An 18905-nucleotide genomic window follows, 5' to 3' on the forward strand; every position below is an offset into this window, starting at 1 on the left:
AGATAAAACAATGGGCGTACTTCAAATGGAAAAAGCAATAAATCAACTATCTAAATCAGACAAATTAGTAAACCTAACTATGGAATTTGACATACTTACGAATATATAGTAAATTAGCTAATGGCGAACGATTTAAATTCGCATTAAATAAAACATTCGTATTTAGGGGTGTAAAATGATGGAAAACGTATTCGATTATGAAGATATTCAATTAATTCCCGCAAAATGTGTTGTACAAAGCCGTTCGGAATGTGATACATCCGTAACATTTGGTGGACGAAATTTTAAATTACCTGTCGTACCTGCAAACATGCAAACTATTATAGATGAAAATATTGCTTTACAATTAGCAGAAAATGGTTATTTCTATGTAATGCACCGCTTCCAGCCTGAAAAGCGCGTGGACTTTATTAAGGATATGCAAGAGCGTGGACTGTATGCTTCAATTAGCGTCGGTGTTAAAGATGAAGAATATCTTTTTGTTGAAGAACTAGCAAATGAAAATTTAACTCCAGAATATATAACGATTGATATCGCTCACGGTCATTCCAACGCAGTAATTGAAATGATTCAACATATTAAAAAGCACTTACCAGATAGCTTCGTAATTGCTGGAAACGTTGGTACGCCAGAAGCTGTTCGCGAATTAGAAAATGCTGGTGCTGATGCTACTAAAGTTGGTATTGGACCTGGTAAAGTTTGTATTACAAAAATTAAGACTGGATTCGGAACAGGTGGCTGGCAATTAGCAGCACTTCGTTGGTGTGCAAAAGCAGCAAGCAAACCAATTATTGCAGATGGTGGCATTCGCACACACGGTGACATAGCTAAATCCGTACGTTTCGGCGCATCCATGGTGATGATTGGCTCATTATTCGCCGGCCATGAAGAATCTCCTGGTGAAACAGTCGAAAGAGATGGAAAACTGTATAAGGAATACTTTGGTTCTGCTTCAGAATACCAAAAAGGTGAGAAGAAGAATGTCGAAGGAAAGAAAATGCTTGTCGAACATAAAGGTTCTTTAAAAGATACGTTAGTTGAAATGCAACAAGACCTTCAATCCTCTATTTCTTATGCTGGTGGAAACAAGTTAGAGGCTATTCGAAATGTTGATTATGTAGTAGTCAAAAACTCTATCTTCAATGGCGATAAAGTATATTAAACACTTTAGAAAATACAATATAAGAAAAAGGTGAGCACGAGTAGCGCTCACCTTTTTAAATACTAATCAACCATTTTTTGAAGTTGGTGTAATTGGAACGTGCGAACCGACCTTGGTAAGAAGCGACGAATTTCATCCTCGTTATAGCCTACTTGTAGACGCTTTTCATCGATGATAATCGGTCTTCTTAATAACCCTGGATTTTCCTGGATTAATTGATACAATTCCTTCATCGGAAGCTGTTCGATGTCCACATCAATTTCTTTGAAAACCTTAGAACGCTCCGAAATAATTTCTTCTGTACCATCTTCTGTTAAACGCAATATCCCTTTAATTTCGTCAAATGACAACGGTTCCGAAAAGATATTACGCTCCTTGTATGGTATGTTGTTTTCTTGAAACCAGGCTTTTGCCTTTCTGCAGGATGTACAACTTGGTGTAACGTAAAGTGTTACCATGTAATTACTTCCTTTCTCTCTAGAAGAGATTTGACAACTTATCCCGTGTTCTGTTTCCAATGGTTCAATCACCTGAAAGACTCATGTATTCCCATAATCAAAACATGATAGTTTATATTAAATATCTTGAATTCAATATAATTTTAGTACAGGTAGACAGCAGTGTCAACCTCATTTTCCTTACTAATTAACTATATATAGTTAATTATACCACTAGAAACCTGTGTTCGCCATGGGTTTTTAGTGATAAATTGAATATAATTATGTAAAATACAACTACATTGGAAAGTATGCCCATAATGCTGGTAGATTTATGCACTTATTTTTGATTTTAACTGCTGGTAGATAGCCTCTAAGTTATATCCATGCATACCACTTATGACTATTCTCCCTTTGCTATGTCGAATACCAATTCCATTATTCATACGTTTCACAGCTTGTATATCACCCAACTTAATTGTTTTAGGTTTCTTTCCTTCTATTAATTGAATTTCCTCATCCGTTATGACTACTTTCTTAATGGGAGCCATTAGAAGAAATAGTGGTACCCCAACAAAACCACCTGCAGCCCCACCACCTATTGCAAACAAAAAAGCATTAAGAAATTGAAATTCGTCACCTTGAGTAGTAATTCCAATAAAAAAGGCTATAAAAGCAATAATGGATCCATATATAATCATAGCCTTGTATTTCTTTTTGTTTCCTAAGAACTCCATTCCAGCACTCCTTGTCTCAATACCTTATACAGTAAGTTTACCAAAGGTGGCGGAACTTTAAATAGTATGAAAGTTCTATTTTCCAATACATTCTTGAGGAATCCATCCTACCTCACCACTAACTTTCTTTATTAGAACATAACCCTCACAATTATCATCTACTATTTTCACATACTCACCGATATGGACAGTTAAAAACGTCACGCTAACGTCATCTTTACAAAAATACTTACCCTCTTGTTCAACTAAATACTCATTTTTAATCCACTGGGTTATTCCTAGATTGACATTTTCACATCGTGTAAAATACTTATCACGCTCAATTATTTTCATTTCATAATTAGGATATGTAACCGTTCCAATTCTGTTTGGGTTATTCAAGTGCTCTTTTACAATCTTTACTTCCATTTTCGGAGTATCCACATAAACAGAAGAATAATCGCCATTCTCGATAATTAAAGCATTGAGCTGACCATCTCTTTTAATTTGGTTACCACCATCGATTGAAATAATTCGCTTTTCCAGATCAATCAACGGGTTATGTGAACTAACCTGGTGGGAACGGTAATTTACTACCGGCCAATGACCCACTATCACCGTTTTCTCTGATTGATGTCCCTTTTCCCAAAAAGACTGCGCATAGAGTGCTGTAGTTTCTTCCGTTTCATACCAATCTACTTGGTTATTAATTCCAGCATGAATGATAATATGTTCCTCCATCTCATATGCAACAGGAAGTGATTCTAACCAATCAATCTCACTTCGAAAATTTTCACGATAAAAGTTTGCTAGTTCCTTTAAACTTGTGAAATCTTTAATGGTTTTATCATGTTGAGCCATCATCTCATTTAAAATAGAATAGTTCCTATTCTCCATGTAGGCTAGAATACCTTCATTTCCATCAAACACGTAACGGTGTACCACATCACAATTACCTTTTGTAATAAATACATTTTCATTGGTAGATGCTAACTTTCGAACATAAGCAACTACGTCCAGACTACTAGGACCCTTTTCACAAAGATCCCCATTGATGAAAAGGTAATCCTGATTCGTATGGTTCACTTTTTCTAATAGTCTTTTAAAAAGAGGAAGATTTCCATGTATGTCCGATATAATAATTATCCGTTTTGATTTTTCGAGTGTTAATCTTTGAACCTCAATCATGTAGATTGCCCCCATTTTCATACCAACGTAGTGCCTTCTTTTCTATTTCTAAAGCTAAACGATTCTTTCCAGTAATATAGGAATCTACATCAAATGGATACATCATTGCTAACTTCTCTTTTAAATCACCATACCGTTTAGCATCTTCTGGGTTTACTCGTAAGTAATCCCTAAATGCTAAATGACGTTCTATTTCTTTGCATCCTTTTTCATAGATATGTACATGATGTGTCCTGTTATCGCCACCTTTTTGGAAATACCTGCGTCCTTTGATTCCATTCTCCCCTTTAGGTGTATAGCCTATGCTTATCATTTTCTCATTATATTTATCCATTCTAGTAATCTCATGAACTACTGGCATAATGTCAATAATTGGTTTTGCCGAGAGTCCTGGTACAGAAGTACTTCCGATATGATATATTTCTAGTATTTCAGATTTAAAGATTTCATTTAGTTTTAATGCTTCTATTTGAAATTGCCTACTCCATCCATTGTTATAAGGTGTAACGGTAATCTTTCTCATATTCTCTCCCATTTTCATAATCTTCTACCAAAATTTTATCATTAATTTCTAGTATTACAATTGAAATTCTCTCTTTTAGAGCTTCTACTTCCCAATATTACCCATAAATATTACAATGTTAGTAGTGCATTTAGGGGGAAATAATTCATGAAGTTTACATCAAAGGAAGTATTTTCAATACCAAATATCTTATCCTACATAAGATTACTATTAATACCTGTCTTCGTTTATATTTACTTAACTGCTGATAGCACAGAGGACTATTATGTGGCAGCAATAATCATTCTTTTTTCTGGGCTGACAGATATGTTGGATGGACTTATTGCTCGTAAATTTAATCAGATTACAGAACTCGGAAAAACGGTTGATCCAGTTGCGGATAAACTAACACAGGCGGCAATTGTTGGATGTTTAATGTTTCGATATGAATATATGTGGATACTTGTCGTACTACTAGTTATTAAGGAACTATTTATGGGAATCAATGGACTTATTCTACTTAAAAAGGGTAGAAAACTAGATGGGGCCATGTGGTTTGGTAAGGTTTCCACGGCAGTGTTTTACGCAGCCACCTTTATACTAATTGGCTTTCCGGAAATTAGTACCCACTTTGCTACTATCTTAATGCTGATAACCGGTGGGTTCTTGGGACTATCATTTATAATGTATATTCCTGAATTTTTAAAGCTTTATCGAAAAGCATAAAAGAGAGAATCAAGAGAGGTTTAATTAAAGAAAATCACCACCCGTATGACATTTAGGTGGTGATTTTTTTAAAAGTGCATTTACTATTTGACTTTTCAATCTGCCTACTCGTAATTTTCTTGAAAGCAACCTTATATACCGGTTAAATCAATCGATATCGATTCTTCGGCCTTCCCTTCTTGCCATATTGTGAGACGACCTCCACTTCTCCCTTACCTTCCAAATAATTTAAGTACCGATGTACGGTTTGATAAGCAATTGGCAGTGATTCCTTAATTTCATCGATAGTTATTGCTTCCTCCTGATAGAGTAGGTGATTTTTTATAGACATTAATGTATCTTGTTTTATCCCTTTATCCACAAATGCACTACTATGCTCCTCCGTAAGCTTACTAACCTTTAAATTCAAACGAATTCTAGATATCAAATCCGGTGCTTTTATAGGCTTTAGTGCAAAATCTGTTGCTCCAGCCTTCATGAAGGAATCCGCTACCTCCTGTCTCTCATCAACCGTTAATACAATAATTGGTACATGTTCATTGTGTTTACGTATGTCTTTCGTTGTTGTAATGCCGTCCCCATTAGGTAAGTGATAGTCCATAAGAACAAGGTCTGGATTCATTTTTTCAAATAATGTAACCGCGTCCTTTCCATTTCCTGCTTCTAACACATTCCATTCTGCATACTGACAGATTTCTTTCAATGTAAAACGGATACTTTCATTGTCATCAACGACTAAGATCGTTATACTCATAAGTTTCACCACCCTCTTCATGAATTGGAAGTGTAATGTTCATTTGTGTATGACTACCTGGTACACTACTAACCCGAATCGTACCATGGTGATTTTCAACAACTGATTTAACAAAGGACAAGCCAATTCCAGAAGAATTCCTGGTACTAAATCCCTCCTCCCATATAGAATGAATATGAGAGGTTTCAATTCCACGCCCATTATCCATTATTTCAAATACTACTTGATGATTTAACCTTCTGACACTTACACGGATAGTCCCTTCACTTTCCCCAATGGAAGAGATCGCATTCTCTAATATATTGGAAATCGCTCGAGAAAATCGTATTTTATTTACACAGATGAGAGGTAAGTAATCTTCTAGTTTTACAATAATCTCTATATTCTTTTCAGACAAAATCAAGTGGCTAGTTACATATTCCAATAGTTCCTTTATTGAAATTGGTTGTTTAATATTTTCATATAAAATTTCGGATATCATATCATTCATTTTTTGAATAGCGCTTCCCATTCGGTCAAGATATTCTTTAATGGAAGATTCCCCTCTGCCTTTGAGTCGTAATTTAATTAAAGAAGAAAGTCCTTCCAATGTTGATAATGGTGTCTTTAAATCATGAACTAATGAGTTTATTTCTTCATGAACCTTTGATTCTACTAATGCCATTCTTGTGGCTTTCAGTTCCATCTCATTTTCCTGTATCTTCTCCATTGCTATAATCCGCTTATTTAGTAAATACACGAGAAATGTTAAAATGACTGAAATAATTAAAAACAAAATAAAAAATAGGCTTGCTAATGTATTTAACAAATAATTATCGTTCAAATATTGATCAATAATTTTAATACTAGTTGCGATATCGTCCGTCCCTATTCCAAATTTGGATAGCCATGGAATTAATTGCATCCACGCCACGGCAAGAAGGATAAAAGTTAATAGTATGGAATAAATAATATAAAAATTTTTTCGTCTAGGAATGAAATGCTGAACAAATAACAAAAACGCTAAGGTTAGTAAATGACTGATATAAGAGAAGCCTTCTTTGTGAAGATAGTTATATATAAAAAATATTAAAAGCATCAACATTGCATATAAAAATTGCCAAAGTAGATTTCCATTTCTACTGAAATTGCCATAAATAATAAGAATTCCACCAAAAAGGATAAAAAAGAAAATGATACAATACTTCATTACGTAAAGAATAGAAATAATGACTAGTTTCCCGCTATCCATTAATAGCGTACTGCCTTCCAAATTCTCTATCATGTAGGTTGACCATCCCTCTACAATTGTTGGAAGTAGGATTCCTATGATAACGAGAATAATTCCTATCATGATGGAGGTATGATTGTCATTCTTTTTCATATGACCACCTATTTTCAATTTATCCTTAGCGATATGCCGAATTAAATGGAACTTCTATGTCATTTATATGATTTACGAGGGTTGTTGGAATATGATTTTCTTTTAATAATCCACGTACATCATGGTTATAATTGGAGTTTTTCAAACCGATGTAATACGTGATGTGTGGAATTATAGTTTCAAGTAACGAATGGGTTATTGCATCCTCACGCAGGACCCCAGTGATATCTACTAAGATAACAGGGATGGCGTTCGCCTCTGCCTCCATAATCAATTCCTTCGACCTACCATTTTCTTCCTTAATACTTCGTATGGTTTGTGAGAGACCATTTTTACTAAACCCTACGACAATTACTACGCTTTTATAATCATATAGGTCCGCTGCTAGTGCCCTTGGTCGATAATCCGACTCTAGGTTTAACTGATCAGCAATAGATTTAAGCACAGTGCTTTCTACTGCCTGTCCTGCTGAAGTGATTAATATTTTCTCTTTAGCAATCGGAGCAGGTAAATTAGGATATGTACTAATTTTCCCACTAGAGGAGGAAACTAACAGAAAGGGCAGTATAATAGCTACACATAAGCAAACTAACGCCGGAAGAAATCGCTTCACTTGTAAAACCCTCCCATGAACAAAAGCGCAAGCGCCCGTTTAGAGACGTACGGACTGGACTGAGCCGTAGGAGATAAAGGAAACACGACGACCGTAGGGAGTCGATGTTGACTTATCGTACGGAGGTGAGGGAAGTCCGCTAGTCTCTGGGTGCTGGAGCTGGACGTGGCTGTTCCTACACAAGAACTTAACAAAGCCATATTTTTATACTTTCTCATCCATTAAAAAAGGATAAAGCCATAGCTTTATCCTTTATCATACCATTTAAATTGTCAAAAATCTCACTATTCTTTTAATTTCGGGTCTAAAGCATCACGTAGTCCATCCCCGAATAGGTTAAATCCTAATACAAATAGAAAAATCGCTAAACCCGGAAAAGCAACTACCCAAGGTGCATTTTGGAGTGCAGCACGCCCATCACTTAACATTGCACCCCACTCGGGAGTGGGTGGTTGTGCCCCTAAGCCAAGGAAACTCAGACCAGCAGCATCTAATATTGCTGTCCCAATTCCAAGCGTTGTTTGAACAATAATTGGAGCCATACTATTTGGTAGCACATGCCGAAATAAAATCCTACCGTGCTTCCCACCAATCGCTCGTGCAGCTTCAACATATTCCGTTTCCTTAACAGAGAGTACTGCCGAACGAACAATTCTTGCAAACTGTGGTACTCCTACAATACCAACAGCGATCATCGCGTTCGTTAAACTTGGTCCAAGAACCGCTACCAAAGCGATGGCCAATAGAATACTAGGAAACGCCATCATAATATCAATAACCCGCATAATGATTTGATCGACCCATCTACCAAAATAACCCGCTACCGCTCCAAGTATCACTCCAACAATCATTGAAATACCAACGGCAATTAAGCCAATTCGAATAGATATCTGTGTCCCATAGACAATTCTACTAAAAATGTCACGCCCTAACTCATCTGTTCCAAGCCAATGTTCCCCTGATGGTGCTTGATAACGATCAGGAATACTTTGTGTTGTTGGATCATGGGTAGCGATGAATGGCGCTAGAATAGCCGTTACAATCAAGATAGTAATAATTATTAGCCCAATAATAGACGTTTTACTTTTTAACAATCGCAATAATGCCTCTATACCAAGGCTTTTTGATTTTTGTTGTTCTGCTATTTCCTTTGATTTAATTTCTGGATTCGGTATTGGTTGTAGCGACAATGCTAGCACTTCCTTTCTAATGTCTTCTACAAAAGAGAAATACCCTGTCTATTCAAACTTAATTCTAGGATCTAAGTATTTATATAAAATATCTGTAATCAGATTAACTAACACAAAGATAATTGCGATAATCAATATAGTACTCTGAACCACCGGATAATCCCGCCCAAGAACCGCTAAATAGACATACCGACCAATTCCAGGCCATGAGAAGATTGTCTCGGTCAAAACTGCACCACCGAGTAACAAACCAAATTGTAAACCAATCACTGTTAATACAGGTAATGAGGCATTTTTTAATGCATGTTGAAAGACTATTAGCGTCTTCTTCAATCCCTTCGCATTAGCTGTACGGATATAATCCTGACGCATAACCTCCAGCATACTAGATCTAGTCATACGGGCAATAATTGCCATCGGAATTGTTGCTAATGCTAAACCGGGCATGAGAAGGTGTGAAAACGAATCTTTAAACGCTAGCCAATTTCCTGTTAAGATACTATCTAATAAGTAAAAATTAGTGATGGTGTGCAACTCCACTCCTGTCGACAACCGGCCGCTTGGAGGCAAAATGTCAAAGGTAACAGAAAATAACCAAATCATCATGAGACCAAGCCAAAATATTGGCATAGAAACACCAAACAACGCAGCTGTCATGCTCATATTATCAAACCATGAATACTGCTTTACTGCTGCAATTACACCAGCAATTACACCAACAATGATAGCCACAATCATTGCGAAAACAGCCAGTTCTATAGTGGCTGGTAGTTTATGAAGTAATTCCACTCCAATACTTTCCTTTGACTGGATAGATTCCCCTAAATTCCCCTTTAGAATATCACCTAAAAACCTACCATATTGAACATAATACGGATCATTTAACCCTAGCTCTTCTTGAAGTGCTTCCAATTGACTCTGTGTTGCCTTTTCGCCTAATATACTTCTAGCTGGATCCCCAGGAACTAAATGAATAAGGGAAAATGCAAGAATGGAGACACCTATAAGTACGGGGATTAGCATGAGTAATCTGCGAGAAATGTATTTTATCATTGCTTCTTTCCTCCGTTTTTCTTAGGAATAAAGAGGTGTCTCATAAGAGAAATCCTCCCCTTATGAGACAAGTCTGTACAATTTTTATTCCTTCATATCTAATAGATTAAAAGGTTCACTTCCTGTTGGATGTGGTACATAGTCAACTATACTGCTGCTTGCTGCAAGTGGTGGTGTTGTATGTGCAATTGGTAACCACGGTGCATCCTCATGAATAATTTCCTGGGCCTTCAAGTATAGCTCTGTGCGTTTGTCTTGGTCCATTTCAACTTGTGCAGCCTTTAGAAGGTCATGTAATTCATCACTCTTGTAAAATGCAATATTTCCTGCCGAACCAACAGTTGCATTATCTTTATCTAGAAGGACATACATAAAGTTGTCAGGATCCCCATTGTCCCCAGTCCATCCTAGGAATGCCATGTCATGCTCCCCATTTTCTGTTAAGGTTAAATGGGTATCCCAATCACTTTCAACAATTTCGACATTAATGTTAACAGCCTTTAGCATTTCCGTTATTGCCTGTGCCGTAATCTTAGGCTGTGGCATATAATCCCGCGGGTTAGAGAATGTATTTAATGTAATATCGAATCCATCCGCATATCCCGCTTCAGCTAGTAGTGCCTTTGCTTTTTCAACATCATACGCATACGGTTCTACATCATCGTTATATCCCCATAGCGATGGTGGAATCGGATTCTTCGCTTCTTTTCCAATACCTTCATACAATTCAATTAGTTCTTCTTTATTAACCGCCATATTTATTGCTTGACGTACACGTTTGTCAGCCAGTGGCCCTTCCTTATCCATATTCATTGCCATATAAGCTACGTTCATAGATGGTCTACGAATAATTTGCAACGCATCATCGCCTTCAGCAGTTCCAATATCCTGTGGATTCAAACCTGTCATTAAATCAATTGTGCCTGCCTGTAGTTCCATAAAACGGGCACCATTATCTGGAATCACACGGAAAATAACTTCATCAACTTTAGCAACTTCACCAAAGTAATCATCATTTTTTGTTACCGTAATGCTATCATCTGGAACCCATTCCTCAAATACAAATGGACCCGTTCCTACTGGGTTCTTAAAATAATCATCACCATGTTCTTCAACAGCCTCAGGACTTGCCATACCAAATGGAGGCATTGCTAATGTTTGTAGGAAAGGTGCATTTGGTTCAGATAGTGTAATTGTAATTTCATGGTCACCCGTTGCCTCTACTTCTTCAATGATGCCACCCATATCCTCTTCAGAAGCACCAAACATATAACCGTAATAAACAAATTCAGCTGATGTTGTCCAGCGCTCGAAATTAAATACAACATCATCCGCAGCAAAGTCTGTTCCATCATGGAATTTGACATCATCACGTAATTGGAAGGTCCAAACTAGTCCATCGTCACTAACTTCCCAATCCGTTGCTAATGCCGCTTTTACTTCCGTATTTTCTTCTTCGTAACGAACTAATGTATCATAAATTTGGTTTGTTACATAAATTGACTCTCCGTCTGTAACTTTAGATGGATCTAGCTGAATGGAGTCAGCTCCACGTCCGAAGACAAGTGTTTTCTTTCCACCTTCATCTTCCTTACCATCAGAGGTACTTCCAGTATCACCACTACAAGCACTAATAATCATGGCAACTACTGCCAACAACATAAATAGATAACGCTTCTTCAATTCTTTTCCCCCTCATTGTTTGTAAATTTTATAAAAACCCAGGATCCTATAAGCGGAACCCTGAAATTTTTTATGTTAAAACCTTTTCCATCATTACTTCTTTAGCAAAGTGACATGCTGCCATCTGTCCACCCTCAGATACGGTTTTGAGCCCTGGCTCTTGTAAACGGCAAATTTCTTCTGCAAATGGGCACCTTGTATGAAACTTGCACCCTGCTGGCGGATTAGCCGGCGATGGCAAGTCTCCTTTTAGAATAACTCGTTCCTTTTCCTTGTGGATATTTGTTTCCGGTATTGCTGACAATAATGCTTGTGTATATGGATGCTGTGGATTCGTATAGAGTTCATTTGACTCACCAACCTCTACAATTTTCCCTAAATACATGACAGCGACGCGATCACTAATATGGTGTACAACACTTAAGTCATGGGCAATAAAAATGTAGGTTAGATTAAATTCATCCTGCAATTCCTCCATCAAGTTAATAACTTGGGCTTGAATAGAAACATCTAATGCTGAAACAGGTTCATCACAAATCACTAATTCAGGCTCTAAAGAAAGTGCTCTAGCAATTCCAATCCGTTGCCTTTGCCCTCCACTAAACTCATGTGGGTAGCGACGTTTATGATAGGAACTTAACCCCACCACATCCAACAGATAATCAATGCGTTTTATCCTCTCTACTTTAGGCATTCCAAATATCTTCATCGGCTCTGCCAGGGTCTGTTCAATTGTTTTACGAGGATTTAGAGACGCATACGGGTCTTGAAAAATAATTTGCATTTCCTTTCGTAATTTTCTAAGTTGCTCACCTTTGTAGTTCGTAATGTCTTCGCCTTTAAACCAAATCTCACCTTCTGTTGGTTCTAGTAGCTTTAAAGCAACCCTTCCTGCAGTTGATTTTCCACAACCACTTTCACCAACAAGACCCAATGTTTCACCCGATTTAACCGATAGTGATATACCATCCACAGCTTTCAGCATAGGCTTATCTCTCGAAAGAATTTTTTCACTTTTTAATGGAAAATGTTTTTTTACATTTTTTAGTTCTAAAAGTGCACTCATGTCGTTACCGCCTTCTTAGATTGTTCGTAGAGTAAACAGCGTACGAAGTGGTTATCATCCACCTCAGACAAAGTTGGATCATTTGTTAAACAGCTTGCCATCACATGATTACATCTTGGTGCAAAGCTACATCCTTGTGGTAATGATCTTAAATCTGGTGGAAGTCCTTTAATCGGTTGAAGTTTTTCCTTATTCGGTGTAATCTTTGGAATGGAATTCATCAGACCAGTTGTGTATGGGTGCCTGCCATTATCAAATAGCTTTTTTGTTTGTGTAAATTCAGCTGGCTTTCCTGCATACATAACCATTACGCGATCACAAACTTCGGATACTACACCAAGGTCATGGGTAATCATGATAATTGCCATGTCTAGTTCCTTTTGCATTTTCTTAAAAAGCTCCAAGATTTGTGCCTGAATCGTTACATCAAGTGCTGTTGTTGGCTCGTCAGCAATTAATAACGATGGGTTACAGGAAAGTGCCATGGCAATCATGACACGCTGTCTCATTCCACCGCTAAATTCATGAGGATAATTTTTAAGACGCTTTTTCGGGTCTGGAATCCCTACCATATTTAATAATTCTACTGCTCTTTGCTGCGCCTGCTTTTTAGTCACTTTCTCATGAGCAAGTATTGTTTCTACCATTTGTTTCTCAACCGTAAATACAGGGTTTAATGAGGTCATTGGATCTTGAAAAACCATCGCAATTTCTTTACCACGAATTTGCCTCATTTGCTTTTCCGTTTTCTTCAGGAGGTTGTCTCCTTTAAAATTTATTTCACCATCCACTATTTTTCCTGGTGGAGATGGAATCAGCCCTAAAATGGACATTGCAGTAATACTTTTTCCAGATCCTGACTCTCCAACGATTCCTATCGTTTCCCCAGGTTTCACATCAAAACTTACGCCATCAACGGCTCGAACAACACCCGCTTTTGTAAAGAAATGCGTATGTAAGTTTTTTACCTCCAATAAAGGCTTTACAGACTTCATATATCGAACCTCCTCCGACAGCCCAACCAATTTACTGATAAATCCGAATTATGTATATTATACATATAATTTAACCCATTTATGTTTTTTCTCTTTTTTCTCAAAAAAATTAATTGGTGCCTGTCACTTCCCGAATTTTGTCAAACCTTGTCGATATCCTGATTAATACAAAACGAGTTCAGCACCTTAAATATAGGTACTGAACTCGTTTTATTATCTTTTATTATTTAAATTATTTTAGGATTAATTGTTAATATATTTCTCAAATACATCTCCAAAGTCCTTCTTATGGTATTGTTCACGGATGGATGTTAACCAGGAGAAGCCATATTCGGTTAGTTGTTTGTATTGCTCCGCTAGTTGCGTATCATTTGTTCTAGAGTTATGAAGGACAGCTACAGCTTTATCAAGACTTTGCCCAGCCATTTCTTGAATAGTATTGTTTTCATGAGTAAGTTCAGAAATGTACAGGAGAGCCTTATACAAATCATTTAGGCGATTGATTTCTTTTTTATCCACGTCGAGAGACATGCTGACATTTCCAATCTTAAACTTAATTTCAATATCAAGATCTACTCTTCCAGCTGTTTCCAGTAAAACATCTGTAATCTTATTTTGCGAATAGGAATAACGTTTTAAAACTCGTTTCGATGATACTGCATTTTCACCGTCTACATGGATCAATGCCAAATTGGTAAAACAATATTCATCAGACTTTGTTTTTATCAAAAAGTAAATCTTCTCATTATCCTCATGTCTTACATAATCATCTGAATCTGTTTTGTCATAATCCTCAGGACCAATAATTTTACCAATATCTGATAAGCCGAGTGCATCAGAAGCAAGTTTCTTTAACATAATAATCCCTCCATACAATTATGTAACCTATTTCATAACAATGTTAACATATTATCATGTACACGATAGGGGGCTATATACCTATTTCCAACCATCACTAAATCCATGATTAATTTATGCCTTCCGTACTCCAGTAAGTCTTTTCTTAGCAGAGCGTGTATCAGATGTTATTAAACGATGGTTCCTTGCTTTTGCTAACCCGTATAAAGGCATGTTTCCGTATAATGCTTCATAGTTACCACTAGGAACAGAATATGCTTCATGATAAATACCAACAGCCTCATTATCACCTACCTTTTTATTGAACTCCCTCCAAGCAGTCAAATGCTTTTTTCCCTTAGCATATGCCAGTAAATCCTCTGTAGACCGCCAATAAGAAATCATTATTGTCGTTCTTAATCCGAAAAAACTTTCCATTGAAAGAAACCCAAGTTCTTCCTTGTGTCCATACAATTCCCGGATCATCGCTGGCATTGCTTTAAATACCGGCAACCACTTTCTAATTGCCCATCTCTTGTTAATCCTCATTCCAATTAGAAATACAACAACCCCTTCGTCATTATCTGTTGTGTAACGCCCTGGAAATATTTCCTTTCCCATCCTTATTCCCCCCTATTTTAATTTAGCAATCGTATCCTCACACCATCCTATTTCCGCAGCAGTTATCCGCTTCCCATAATCTAGAGTAAAAAGCCAATATTGTGCATCTGCGCTTTCTTGTGAACACGATCGAATGGATGCTTCAATGCCTTCATATGTGCTGAATCTATTTTGCAAAATTTCCTGGTAACTTTGTATGAATGTAACCATTAATTCATTATCCTGATGACGTCCAAAGAACAGCTTCAATAAAACCTCATTCTTATTGACGGGTATGTCTTCTAAAGGAAATTTCAACCAGTTTCTTAGTTCCTCTTCCCCTTTAGCCGTAAGAATATACTCTTTCCTATCAGGCTTTCCATCTTGAACGGAGTCTTGAACTATCGCTAATCCATCCTCCACTAACTGTTTTAATGTAGGATAAATTTGACCATAACTTATTTTCCAAAAATGATTTAAGCTATTATCAATCTTTTGTTTTATTTGATAACCTATTCGACACCCTGTCGTCAATATACCTAATATTGCGTATCTAGTTTGATTTATCTTCTTCATTTTTACACCTATCTTTTTGATATATATCTTTATGATATACAATACACCTAAATAGTGCGAAATATGCAATAATTAATTTTGTTTTTTGGCAGTTTTCTTTTTAAAATTAGACAATTTGTATAGACTGTGTGGTAACTCAAGAAATTACCGTGCTATCCATCATTTTGAAGTAGATACTTAAGTGAAATGATGTATAGAACCCTGCTATACATCATTTTGATACAGATACTTGGGTGAAATGACGTATAGAACCCTGCTATACATCATTTTGAAGTAGATACTTAAGTGAAATGACGTATAGAACCCTGCTATACATCACTTTGAAATAGATACTTGGGTGAAATGATGTATAGAACCCTGCTATACATCACTTTGAAGCAGATACTTGGGTGAAATGACGTATAGAACCCTGCTATACATCATTTTGATGCAAGACTAGCTTTTATCTCTAGATACCGCGCAGTTTCCATCAACCGCGAAAGTATAAGCAACAAAAATTACGAATACAATCTATTTTTTAATAACAGTAGTTAATTCCATTTACTTTTTCACCAATTGATTGTATATTACTTAGGGACACGAAATATTTATTTGTAATATTTATAAGGACGTGTATACAACAATGGCGGTATTCCTCCAAGAATGGTCTGCGCAACTGAAGACATACAATCAAAATATAAAACTAGCAATATGGGCCAACATTTTCTCCCAAATTGGGATGGGCATGTTTATGGTCATGTACAATATTTATATTCAAGAGTTGGGCCTAAGTCACGAGGTAAATGGTCAAGTTATTGCGTTAACCGCATTAGCAACAGCTATTATTCTAGTACCCGCTGGGATTATGAGTGACAAGCTCGGTAGAAAACGAGTGATGATATTCGGGGTTGTTTTAACGGGACTTATTTTGTTTTTAAGGAGTATTGTAGAGGCACAAACACTTCTATTACTTACCGGATTTGCAACAGGTATTTTTACAGCATTCCTACAGGTCTCTTCCATTCCATGGTTAGCTGAAAACTCTAAGCCGAAGCAGCGTGTTCATTTATTTAGCTTACACTCTGCTATTATGACAGCAGCGAATGTTATCGGTAGTCTACTAGGTGGAACCTTAACAGACTTCTTCACATTATTTACCACCGAATTAAGTAGTATCCGAATCACCTTAATCATTGGTAGTATCTTTTATATTCTTGCTTTTTTCCCTACTCTTAAAATGGTAGAGAAGAAAAAGCAAAAAACCAATGAAACTGAAAAAACTCCATTCCGGGAGTTCCTAAAGATTAATAAATCAGGCTTTAAAATAATTATTCTATTTGCCGTCGCGCAATTACTTATCGGATTTGGTAGTGGGCTTGTTATCCCGTACTTGAATTTATACTTTGCTGATCGTTTTGCTGCTTCAAACTCGATCATTGGACTAATCATTTCATTAGGTCAGGCAGCAACAGCAGTGGCCATGTTTATAGGACCGCTAGTAGTGAAAAAAGTAGGAGAGGTAAGGGCTGTAGTTTATTTACAACTTTCTTCCCTACCATTCTTATTATTAACTGCTTATACGGAAAATCTATTGCTTGCAAGTATTGGATTCCTATTTAGACAGGCACTGATGAATGCCGGGAATCCAATCCAGGCTTCCTTAATGATGTCTAAGGTTGATGATTCAGTGAAGGGTCTTGCCAACTCCATTAACCAAATGGTGTTCCAACTTGGGTGGGCATTGATGGGGCCAGTATCTACTTCTATCGTTATGTTGAATGGCGCATACTGGGGTTATGCACATGTTTTCACGATTACAGCAGGATTATATTTAGTAGGATCCTTGTATTTCTTAATCGTATTCCGTTCTCTGAAATCGACAGACGAATAAGAGTTTATGTAAAAAGGACTGTAGCACACCGTGATAAAGCGTTGTGGTACTGTCCTTTTTTCGCGTATAATCCCAATTAAAAAATCATATGCAGTTTTTTCTAGCAAATTGATGCGGATTCCTTTAGTGTTACTCTACTCTTTTTAATTATTTCTAAATCAGCTAAAGCTTTTGTTTTATACTGTGTCTTATTCTCATTAGAAAAAATATCTATAGCAATTTTCATATATAGTTCAGCTAAATCAAAGTCTCCCATTTTCTCATAAGTTTTTGCCAAGATATGATACATTCTTCCTCGCATATAAAATAAATAGTTCATGTCTAAATAACTAATTATTTTCCCTACTATCTCAATAACACGTAGATAATCCTTTTGATTAAATAATAGAGAAGCATAGCTGTATCCTACGCGAATTGGAAGTGTAGAATCCTCAAAAATATTATTGAATTGAATAGCCTCAAAAGCTTTAGTTAGGTAATACATAGTTTCTAATTCCTGTCCTAGTGATTTACAAATTAAAGCTAGACTATTCATCATAGAAATTTCTATTTCAAGTAAAGCATGTTGTGGGATATGGTTTATTAAAAGATTTTTTGCATGATTAGGATCGTTATTAAGTTTATGGACAACTATAGATTCATGCCATATCAAGAATAAATCATTTTCTTTATTTACTGACTCGTTTTTATTAATTTCTTTTCTTAGTTCTTCAAGTAATAAGGATAGTTCTAAAAAACTTTTACTATATACAAGTTTCCTACATAACTGTTTTAAGTAAAGGATCGATTTTTCACTATAATTAGTTGCTCCATCATCAAAAAGCATTGCAATTGGTATATTCATTTTTTCACACAACTTATCAATAATAAACATACTAGGCATCGTATTTCCTTTTTCAATTCTAAATAATGTGGATTCATCGCAAATATTTTCAACTAATTCTCTTCTAGTTAAATTCCGTCGCTCTCGAAAATACCGAAGTTTTAATCCTATAGAATCCATTTTCCCACTCTCCAAGTATGCAAAAATGCATATTTAATAAATAACAAAAATAGCTAAAATTAATATTGTAATACAATTATAACAAATGAATAATTATGTAAAGGAGGTAAATATGAAAAGATTAGACATGTTTTCTATTAACTTACATGTTAACCTCTGTGCATCATGCAAGTTTATAGAAAAAGTTGTATGAAGCAAGCTTATAATTTATTAGGTAGAATTTGAGGAGAATAAAGTCTGAAATATATAATCTATATTGACAATAAGTCTAAATAACTGCATGAGAGGATTTTTTCCTATGATTCCTATTTCTAAAATTCTATTATTGGTAGCTTTTGTTGTTATACTTTTCGGACTAATTGAGAAAAAGTATAAAAATTCATTACAAAAAGTGGCTCTCTACTTATTACTATTTATTATATTGGTAGGGATGTTCTTAAAATAGTTTAAATTTCCCCAAGTAACTTACCATTTATAATATGTTAAAGTATAAGTTTGTTAGTATATTTATCAAATAAAATGTGAAAATTTTTATTTCAATCAGCCAATTAAGCTTTATCAGGACACTCTG

19 protein-coding genes are annotated in these 18905 nt (G+C 36.0%); 3 read left to right on the forward strand and 16 right to left on the reverse strand.

Annotated features, from left to right (window positions below; all coding sequences use genetic code 11):
- Positions 1–178 precede the first annotated feature (178 nt).
- Entirely contained in the window at positions 179–1162 is a 984-nt protein-coding gene (gene guaC, locus K332_RS0113505; protein ID WP_026907936.1) for a GMP reductase, read from the forward strand.
- Between the two features lie 62 nt (positions 1163–1224).
- Here the strand turns inward: guaC and spxA are convergent, their stop codons facing one another.
- From spxA to K332_RS0113525, 4 genes are all read right to left on the reverse strand, one after another.
- The gene (spxA, locus tag K332_RS0113510) at positions 1225–1620 is read right to left on the reverse strand and encodes a transcriptional regulator SpxA (RefSeq protein ID WP_026907937.1); all 396 of its coding nucleotides are present in this window, start codon (positions 1618–1620) and stop codon (positions 1225–1227) included.
- 311 nt (positions 1621–1931) lie between these two features.
- The gene (locus K332_RS0113515; RefSeq protein WP_026907938.1) at positions 1932–2336 is read right to left on the reverse strand and encodes a hypothetical protein; all 405 of its coding nucleotides are present in this window, start codon (positions 2334–2336) and stop codon (positions 1932–1934) included.
- A gap of 75 nt (positions 2337–2411) precedes the next feature.
- A complete protein-coding gene (locus K332_RS0113520) occupies positions 2412–3503 on the reverse strand; it encodes a metallophosphoesterase (RefSeq protein WP_026907939.1) in 1092 nt (363 codons plus the stop codon).
- Positions 3496–4038, reverse strand: a complete 543-nt coding sequence (locus tag K332_RS0113525) for a GrpB family protein (protein ID WP_425414458.1) — start codon at positions 4036–4038, stop codon at positions 3496–3498. Before K332_RS0113525 ends, K332_RS0113520 begins: the two co-directional genes overlap by 8 nt.
- Positions 4039–4173: 135 nt before the next feature.
- Here K332_RS0113525 and K332_RS0113530 point away from each other — a divergent pair, with 135 nt between their 5' ends.
- Positions 4174–4731, forward strand: coding sequence for a CDP-alcohol phosphatidyltransferase family protein (locus K332_RS0113530; protein WP_026907941.1), 558 nt, complete (start codon positions 4174–4176; stop codon positions 4729–4731).
- Between the two features lie 142 nt (positions 4732–4873).
- Here K332_RS0113530 and K332_RS0113535 read toward each other — a convergent pair whose 3' ends face one another.
- From K332_RS0113535 to K332_RS0113585, 11 genes are all read right to left on the reverse strand, one after another.
- Complete coding sequence (locus tag K332_RS0113535; protein ID WP_211237419.1) at positions 4874–5485, reverse strand: response regulator; 612 nt, start codon at positions 5483–5485, stop codon at positions 4874–4876.
- Positions 5460–6848 (reverse strand): sensor histidine kinase, encoded by a 1389-nt coding sequence (locus K332_RS0113540; RefSeq protein WP_026907943.1) that lies wholly within the window; start codon positions 6846–6848, stop codon positions 5460–5462. Before K332_RS0113540 ends, K332_RS0113535 begins: the two co-directional genes overlap by 26 nt.
- 25 nt (positions 6849–6873) lie before the next feature.
- Positions 6874–7461 (reverse strand): DUF6305 family protein, encoded by a 588-nt coding sequence (locus K332_RS0113545; protein ID WP_026907944.1) that lies wholly within the window; start codon positions 7459–7461, stop codon positions 6874–6876.
- 284 nt (positions 7462–7745) lie between these two features.
- Positions 7746–8651: a nickel transporter permease gene (nikC, locus tag K332_RS0113550; protein ID WP_425414459.1), complete on the reverse strand. Its 906-nt coding sequence runs from the start codon at positions 8649–8651 to the stop codon at positions 7746–7748.
- A gap of 48 nt (positions 8652–8699) precedes the next feature.
- A complete protein-coding gene (locus K332_RS0113555; RefSeq protein WP_026907946.1) occupies positions 8700–9704 on the reverse strand; it encodes an ABC transporter permease in 1005 nt (334 codons plus the stop codon).
- 84 nt (positions 9705–9788) lie between these two features.
- Positions 9789–11387 (reverse strand): ABC transporter substrate-binding protein, encoded by a 1599-nt coding sequence (locus tag K332_RS0113560; RefSeq protein WP_026907947.1) that lies wholly within the window; start codon positions 11385–11387, stop codon positions 9789–9791.
- 70 nt (positions 11388–11457) lie between these two features.
- Positions 11458–12453, reverse strand: coding sequence for an ABC transporter ATP-binding protein (locus K332_RS22535; RefSeq protein WP_051359463.1), 996 nt, complete (start codon positions 12451–12453; stop codon positions 11458–11460).
- The gene (locus K332_RS0113570) at positions 12450–13448 is read right to left on the reverse strand and encodes an ABC transporter ATP-binding protein (RefSeq protein WP_026907948.1); all 999 of its coding nucleotides are present in this window, start codon (positions 13446–13448) and stop codon (positions 12450–12452) included. The genes K332_RS22535 and K332_RS0113570 overlap by 4 nt, the downstream gene beginning before the upstream one ends.
- 243 nt (positions 13449–13691) lie before the next feature.
- The gene (locus tag K332_RS0113575; protein ID WP_026907949.1) at positions 13692–14306 is read right to left on the reverse strand and encodes a PH domain-containing protein; all 615 of its coding nucleotides are present in this window, start codon (positions 14304–14306) and stop codon (positions 13692–13694) included.
- A gap of 114 nt (positions 14307–14420) precedes the next feature.
- The gene (locus K332_RS0113580; protein ID WP_026907950.1) at positions 14421–14906 is read right to left on the reverse strand and encodes a DUF4188 domain-containing protein; all 486 of its coding nucleotides are present in this window, start codon (positions 14904–14906) and stop codon (positions 14421–14423) included.
- Between the two features lie 12 nt (positions 14907–14918).
- Positions 14919–15461: a PadR family transcriptional regulator gene (locus K332_RS0113585; RefSeq protein WP_026907951.1), complete on the reverse strand. Its 543-nt coding sequence runs from the start codon at positions 15459–15461 to the stop codon at positions 14919–14921.
- Between the two features lie 622 nt (positions 15462–16083).
- On the opposite strand from K332_RS0113585, the gene K332_RS0113590 reads away from it, so the two are divergent.
- Complete coding sequence (locus K332_RS0113590) at positions 16084–17331, forward strand: MFS transporter (RefSeq protein ID WP_026907952.1); 1248 nt, start codon at positions 16084–16086, stop codon at positions 17329–17331.
- A 100-nt stretch (positions 17332–17431) separates the two neighbouring features.
- Here K332_RS0113590 and K332_RS0113595 read toward each other — a convergent pair whose 3' ends face one another.
- Positions 17432–18334 (reverse strand): helix-turn-helix domain-containing protein, encoded by a 903-nt coding sequence (locus K332_RS0113595; RefSeq protein ID WP_026907953.1) that lies wholly within the window; start codon positions 18332–18334, stop codon positions 17432–17434.
- Positions 18335–18905 lie beyond the last annotated feature (571 nt).

Origin of the sequence: Paucisalibacillus globulus DSM 18846 (assembly GCF_000482485.1) — a bacterium.
GTDB classification, from domain to species: domain Bacteria; phylum Bacillota; class Bacilli; order Bacillales; family Amphibacillaceae; genus Ornithinibacillus; species Ornithinibacillus globulus.

Coding starts and splice junctions, on each gene's coding strand:
- guaC (WP_026907936.1), top strand. CDS start 179: ATGGAAAACGTATTCGATTATGAAGATATTCAATTAATTCCCGCAAAA.
- spxA (WP_026907937.1), bottom strand. CDS start 1,620: ATGGTAACACTTTACGTTACACCAAGTTGTACATCCTGCAGAAAGGCA.
- K332_RS0113515 (WP_026907938.1), bottom strand. CDS start 2,336: ATGGAGTTCTTAGGAAACAAAAAGAAATACAAGGCTATGATTATATAT.
- K332_RS0113520 (WP_026907939.1), bottom strand. CDS start 3,503: ATGATTGAGGTTCAAAGATTAACACTCGAAAAATCAAAACGGATAATT.
- K332_RS0113525 (WP_425414458.1), bottom strand. CDS start 4,038: ATGGGAGAGAATATGAGAAAGATTACCGTTACACCTTATAACAATGGA.
- K332_RS0113530 (WP_026907941.1), top strand. CDS start 4,174: ATGAAGTTTACATCAAAGGAAGTATTTTCAATACCAAATATCTTATCC.
- K332_RS0113535 (WP_211237419.1), bottom strand. CDS start 5,485: ATGAGTATAACGATCTTAGTCGTTGATGACAATGAAAGTATCCGTTTT.
- K332_RS0113540 (WP_026907943.1), bottom strand. CDS start 6,848: ATGAAAAAGAATGACAATCATACCTCCATCATGATAGGAATTATTCTC.
- K332_RS0113555 (WP_026907946.1), bottom strand. CDS start 9,704: ATGATAAAATACATTTCTCGCAGATTACTCATGCTAATCCCCGTACTT.
- K332_RS22535 (WP_051359463.1), bottom strand. CDS start 12,453: ATGAGTGCACTTTTAGAACTAAAAAATGTAAAAAAACATTTTCCATTA.
- K332_RS0113570 (WP_026907948.1), bottom strand. CDS start 13,448: ATGAAGTCTGTAAAGCCTTTATTGGAGGTAAAAAACTTACATACGCAT.
- K332_RS0113575 (WP_026907949.1), bottom strand. CDS start 14,306: ATGTTAAAGAAACTTGCTTCTGATGCACTCGGCTTATCAGATATTGGT.
- K332_RS0113580 (WP_026907950.1), bottom strand. CDS start 14,906: ATGGGAAAGGAAATATTTCCAGGGCGTTACACAACAGATAATGACGAA.
- K332_RS0113585 (WP_026907951.1), bottom strand. CDS start 15,461: ATGAAGAAGATAAATCAAACTAGATACGCAATATTAGGTATATTGACG.
- K332_RS0113590 (WP_026907952.1), top strand. CDS start 16,084: ATGGCGGTATTCCTCCAAGAATGGTCTGCGCAACTGAAGACATACAAT.
- K332_RS0113595 (WP_026907953.1), bottom strand. CDS start 18,334: ATGGATTCTATAGGATTAAAACTTCGGTATTTTCGAGAGCGACGGAAT.